The organism is Bacillus sp. sid0103 (assembly GCF_019219025.1).
On sequence record NZ_JAHUWN010000070.1, the window covers coordinates 1 to 4608 of the forward strand.

A 4608-nucleotide genomic window follows, 5' to 3' on the forward strand; every position below is an offset into this window, starting at 1 on the left:
AGCCGATGGTGCTTGAGGAGGCAGATTTCCAGCAAGCTCGTGATGAGATAAACGACCAACATGCCATATTTGAGCGATCATTGTTCCTCCCTCTTTATGCACAGCATCCGTTACTTTTTTCCATCCCTTAATTTGTTCGTCTGAATAAATGCCTGGAATTCCAGGATAGCCTTTTCCACGAGGACTAATGACCGTTCCTTCTGAAATGATTAAACCAACTCCATCGGCAGCACGTTTTCGGTAATATTCAACAATATCCTCTCCTACTACGCCCGTCTGATCATCTGCAAAGGATCTTGTTAACGGTGCCATTGCGATACGAGAGCGTAAATTCCAAGCTCCGATTTTTATCGGTTCAAACAATTTACTTTCTAAACCATTTTTTAAATTTCCCCTAGAATTTGTTTCTTCGCTAATTTGACCCATATATTTTCCCCCGTTCATTTTAATTATTCCGTATTTCTATAAATACTGAAATAAACACTACAATTATTCCGCTTTTACTTTAAAGTAAAGCGGGAGCATATTGTGCAAGGACTTCTCGTTGTAAACTGTAATATCTGAAGGTTCCCTCTCTGCGAACGGCTAATAATCCGCAATCGAGTAATGGTTTTAAATGATGCGTCAATGTTGAATTGGCAGGGACTTTTAATTGATTGGCCATTTCCAGGCAAGCTAACTCTGATTGCCCTGCAAGTAATTTTACGATTTGTAAACGAGTCGATTCACCTAGTGCCTTATAGACTTTTACTGCAATATCATCATTCACCGCTAAAAACCTCCTTTCAGCAATTCTTATTTCAGCATTTCTAGAAATATTGTATTTAATCTGAGATGCTCTGTCAAGAGAATGCTTTTCGATTTTTTAATTCAAAGGCTGTTTTCTTAATTTAAGAATGTGATTGTGATTTCCACTTCATGATGCTCGCTTCTAAATAACATCATATTAAAATAAATTTTAGTCTTCCACACTTTAGTTTAATTATCTTTTTTAACAATAAATTTCAATCTTCTTTTCGAATACAATTTATGTTTTTAGAGTTTTCACTTAAATAAAAGGCTCTGTTAAACTTGCCTGTTGATTTCCGCTCCAGGCACTTCGCTTTCCGCGGGCGGTCCGGGGAGCCTCCTCGTCGCTGCGATCCTGCGGGGTCTCCCGCAGGAGTCTTCGCGCCTTCCCCTCCAATCAACAGGGTGCCAAAATCAACAATTAACTTTAACATAACCAAATAAAAAAACGCACCTTAGGTTAAATATATGTAAGAACAAATAGTCACCAAAATATAAAGCCTGTATCAATGATTACCAAGTAATCATTGATACAGGCTATGTTAATATTCGTTATTTATTAACGCATGCGTTAGTTTTATTATGGTAAGATCGGCTGACTATTGATATGGCTAATCCCATAATGGTGTACTTACCCTAACTGGCGTTTAAATTGTTTACTGGCGAAGAAGTAGGCTATGACCATGATGCCGACGCACCAGGCAAGCGCGATCCAGATACCGTTGCCAACAGACCCTCCATACAAGAGGGCACGAATCGTATTCACGATTGAAGTCACGGGCTGGTTCTCAGCGAACGCACGGACAATTTTAGGCATGGTTTCGGTGGGGACAAAGGCCGAACTGATAAACGGCAGGAAAATCAGCGGGTACGAGTAGGCTGTCGCCCCTTCCATGGACCCCGCTCTCAATCCGGGAATGACCGCCAGCCATGTCAGCGCCAGCGTAAACAGCCCGAGTATCCCAGCTACCGCGAGCCAATCCAGGATACCAGCACTGGAACGGAAGCCCATCAAGAGCGCGACGAGGATAACCACAACGACAGTAAGCGCATTGGAAACAAGCGAAGTCAACACGTGAGCCCACAATACCGATGAGCGCTTGATGGGCATGGTAATGAAACGCGCCATCAGCCCGCTCTTTACATCCGTAAACAGCCGCAAGGAAGTATAAGCGACGCCGGATGCGATAGCCATCAGCAAGATTCCCGGCAATAAATAATTGACGTAGTTGTCCGTGCCGGTCTCTATAGCGCCGCCAAATACGTAGACAAACAGCAGCATCATCATAATCGGCGTAATCGCCACCGTGATAATCGTATCCGGGCTTCGCATGATGTTGCGCATCAAACGTCCTAGTAATACCCCTGTTTTGCTTTTCATTTACATCTCCTCCTTTTTGCCAATGATTGCGAGGAAAATTTCCTCCAATGTCGGCTGCTTCTCAATGTACTCCACTTTCGCTGGCGGGAACATCTCCTTGAGTTCGGTAAGGGTACCGGTCGTGATGATTTTTCCGCCATGCAAGATGGCGATACGGTCCGCCAGTTGTTCGGCTTCCTCCAGGTACTGGGTCGTCAGCAAGATGGTCGTGCCGCCGCCAGCAAGCTCCTTGACGGTATCCCAGACTTCAATCCGCGCTTCGGGGTCAAGCCCTGTGGTCGGTTCGTCGAGAAAAATGACTGCTGGCGTACCGATCAGGCTCATGGCGATGTCAAGCCGGCGCTTCATCCCTCCGGAATATTTGTCTGCCCGGCGGTTGGCCGCATCGGTCAGTCCGAATCTTGCAAGTAGATTGTCGGCGACTTTAGCAGGATTGGAAACTCCCCTCAACTGGGCGATCATCGTCAGGTTTTCCCGCCCGGTGAGCATGCCGTCTAAGGCTGCGAACTGCCCTGTCAGGCTGATGCTCTGACGAACATGATCCGGTTGACGCTGGATGTCAAAGCCGCAAATACCTACTTCGCCGCCATCAGGCTTCATCAGCGTCGAGAGGATGTTGACCGTCGTCGTCTTGCCCGCTCCATTTGAGCCCAGCAGTGCGAAAATTTCGCCACGCTGCACCTCAAAATCCACCCCCTTTAAGACTTCCTTATCTTTAAAGGATTTTTTTAACCCTTTTACAAAAATCGCTGCATTGCTCATACTTTTTTCCTCCTTATAAAATGTGCTTTGCGGAGCTAGATTGCTTATCCTCTACTATTTAGTCTGACTGATAATCTGTATCACTTATTACCAGGTTAAAAATATAACTGAATAACGAAGGTGGCAATTCATTTTTGTAACCAGCTATTCAGTCGTATTATTTAATGAGTTTATTTTTTTCCCAATCGCTTTAAGATACTCTGATTCAAATCTTCACGATACTTGGCGACATAGGTTTTAGCGTTTGCCACTAGTTCGTCGGCAAAGGACGCCACGTCGTCCCCAGTAATTTCCAGCACTTGTCTGCCTTCTGCTGCACCGGCTTCGAACAAATCGATTAATTCATACTGTATGTGCAGCATATCCATCCCGTTGCCCGCTGAAAAATTCCACATGTAGCTTTGAATTTTCTTAAATACAAACTGGTAGTCCTCTGGCAGGGCTTCAACCCGTGCCATCATCATCTTGTACTCTTTTTTATCACCAATCATTTTTTTGAACATTTCCATCATGTTATTTTTCCTCCTTTTTTATAAAGCTGAACAAGACACTTCAAAAATATCAGACGTAATATCTTATGAAGTTAGATTGACTTCAAGACGTTGATTTTTGATGATACAAAATCCCATTTTTTCCAAAACAATTCAAGTTCCTGGCGGCCAGCCTCATTAAGTGAGTAAAACTTGCGGGGCGGCCCCATATCTGACGGTTTTTTTTCTATACTCACCAGTTTTTTCTTTTCTAATCGCACGAGGATGGTGTAGACCGTCCCTTCCACGACTTCGGTAAACCCAAGCTCGTTCAGGCGGCGAGTAATCTCGTAGCCATAGGTTTCATGGCGGCTGATGATTTCCAGCACACAGCCTTCCAGCGAACCCTTCAGCATTTCAGTTAAATTTTCCATGTTCACCTCTATTTTGTCTGACTTATATTCAGTATAACTTAGTACTAAGGTAAATTTTTACTGAATAACGTTTGGGAAATCACGCTATTCAGTATTGCTTATTACAAGTACATCGTAACACCGAGTAGCGGGGATGTCAACTATTTTTCTTAAAAATATTTCGATACCAATATTAACGGCGATGAAACACCTTCACAAATTGATGCGGTATCTATTTCGTTTAAAGGAAATAAATGGTACAAAAGTTTAGAAAAATATTCATATGTCTTGAAAATCACCTTAATTCCTTCATAAAGGATTTTGGAACTCAAGTAAGTCCATGGTTAATTGAAGTGATTGAAACAAGAAGAGTAAATGGCTTCCGTGGCTTAATATTGGAGATTACATTTGAAATCGAGCCTGACGATGGCGGACACCTTGTTCGAGTAGGGAAGGACAGAATGACTTATCGGATTTCTTATGGATCTGAAGTGAAGTTAATAACTCACACGCACATAAAGACATATAAATACCCTCCTGACTTGCACTTGCAGTCATCGTTTGATTTTAATAAGCTGCCACATTTGTTTAAGTATGTTCTTAAGAAACCTTTTTAGGTTAATGTTTCAGCCAATAAAAGATGCAAACTCGTCTATTTCCTTCTTCAACTAGTTGAGTAGAAGAGAACCTCTCTACCTCGCGGTAGATTGTGTTTCTCCCCCCTCGCAGAACCGTGCTTGCGCTATTCACGCACACGGCTCCTCCTAGTTATCATTCACAAGATGTAGCTAAT

7 protein-coding genes and 1 pseudogene are annotated in these 4608 nt (G+C 43.1%); 1 reads left to right on the forward strand and 7 read right to left on the reverse strand.

Features of this window, described 5'->3' with window-relative positions:
• From KW850_RS32245 to KW850_RS32275, 7 genes are all read right to left on the reverse strand, one after another.
• The coding region (locus KW850_RS32245; protein WP_483862197.1) for an oxidoreductase at positions 1-426 on the reverse strand (426 nt) is incomplete at its 3' end.
• A 79-nt stretch (positions 427-505) separates the two neighbouring features.
• The gene (locus KW850_RS32250) at positions 506-769 is read right to left on the reverse strand and encodes an ArsR/SmtB family transcription factor (protein WP_218351672.1); all 264 of its coding nucleotides are present in this window, start codon (positions 767-769) and stop codon (positions 506-508) included.
• Positions 770-1004: 235 nt separating this feature from the next.
• Positions 1005-1229 (reverse strand): hypothetical protein, encoded by a 225-nt coding sequence (locus KW850_RS32255; protein ID WP_218351673.1) that lies wholly within the window; start codon positions 1227-1229, stop codon positions 1005-1007.
• Between the two features lie 191 nt (positions 1230-1420).
• Positions 1421-2170 carry an ABC transporter permease gene (locus KW850_RS32260; protein ID WP_218351674.1) on the reverse strand — a complete coding sequence of 250 codons (750 nt, stop codon included), beginning with the start codon at positions 2168-2170 and terminating at the stop codon, positions 1421-1423.
• Positions 2171-2932 (reverse strand): ABC transporter ATP-binding protein, encoded by a 762-nt coding sequence (locus KW850_RS32265; protein ID WP_218351675.1) that lies wholly within the window; start codon positions 2930-2932, stop codon positions 2171-2173. It lies immediately after the preceding gene.
• A 170-nt stretch (positions 2933-3102) separates the two neighbouring features.
• A complete protein-coding gene (locus KW850_RS32270) occupies positions 3103-3444 on the reverse strand; it encodes a DUF1048 domain-containing protein (protein ID WP_218351676.1) in 342 nt (113 codons plus the stop codon).
• A gap of 71 nt (positions 3445-3515) precedes the next feature.
• On the reverse strand, positions 3516-3836 hold the full coding sequence (locus KW850_RS32275; RefSeq protein ID WP_024030244.1) for a PadR family transcriptional regulator: 321 nt from the start codon (positions 3834-3836) through the stop codon (positions 3516-3518).
• Positions 3837-4126: 290 nt separating this feature from the next.
• Here KW850_RS32275 and KW850_RS34605 point away from each other — a divergent pair.
• Positions 4127-4357: pseudogene (locus KW850_RS34605) on the forward strand (DUF3888 domain-containing protein); the annotation flags it as partial.
• Between the last annotated feature and the right edge of the window lie 251 nt (positions 4358-4608).